Genomic DNA, 878 nt, shown 5'->3' on the forward strand with positions numbered 1-878 from the left:
GCCTGCACCACGTAGCAGCCTGCCGACTTGGTCAGGAAGCGGTCGGCATAGTCGAGGCGCGCCGTCGAGTCGAGGGCCACGTAGGGCCCGCCGGCCACCTCGCTGCGCAGCACGCGGTAGTAAGCGGCGTCCGTGCTGCAGCCCGTGGGGGTGTTGCCCACCGTCCAGCGCAGGCTATTCTGGTAGCGCTGGTTGGGCGCTGGGAAGGAGGGTAGGGCCGCCAGGCTGTCGCAATTAATGGGCCGTAGGCTCAGCACCGGCGTGCAGGGCACGGCCACTAAGCTGGTGCAGACCTGCTGGCTGTTGTTGAGCAGATTGGTGAGAATGGGCTGATTGAGCGAGTTGAGGAAATCCGGGTACTGCCCGTTCGTCTGCACGTAGTAGCAGTACTGCAAGCCGCGTTGCAGCGTGGGGTCGCGGTCCACGAACGTGCCGCTGGTGGCCCCCGGCGTGGCCGTGCCCACCTGGGTAAAGGTGCTGCCCGGCGCCGGGTTGAGGCGGTAGATGTGCGTGGGCTGCTTCGTGTTGTCCCAAGGCACGTTGTAGGCCCAGTTCACGGTGATGGTGTTAGCCAGGCCATTGGGGACGAGGCTCGTGCGCACGCTGCTGGCGGGGGTAGCCGTCTCCGTTTTTTCAAGGGCCGTGCCCGAGGAGCGGTCGGTATTGAAGAAGGTGAGCTGGTAAGTGTACTGGTTGGCCTGCGTATCAATGCCGCGGTCCACGTAGGTGGTGTCAGCCAGGTTGGTAATGGTGGCAATGGGGGTGAAGGTGGTCGGGTTGCTGCCTACCCCCCGGCCCAGCCGGTAGCCCGAGGGCGCCCCGAACGTGCCGTTGTTGTCCGCTTTGGGCTGCGTCCACTTCACCGTTACCTGGCCCGT

General features: G+C 65.4%; 1 pseudogene. It reads right to left on the reverse strand.

The window, feature by feature from the left end:
- Positions 1 to 878 (reverse strand): annotated as a pseudogene (locus GO988_RS23955) (hypothetical protein); the annotation flags it as partial.

Source organism: Hymenobacter ginkgonis (assembly GCF_009755225.1).
GTDB classification, from domain to species: Bacteria; Bacteroidota; Bacteroidia; order Cytophagales; family Hymenobacteraceae; genus Hymenobacter; species Hymenobacter ginkgonis.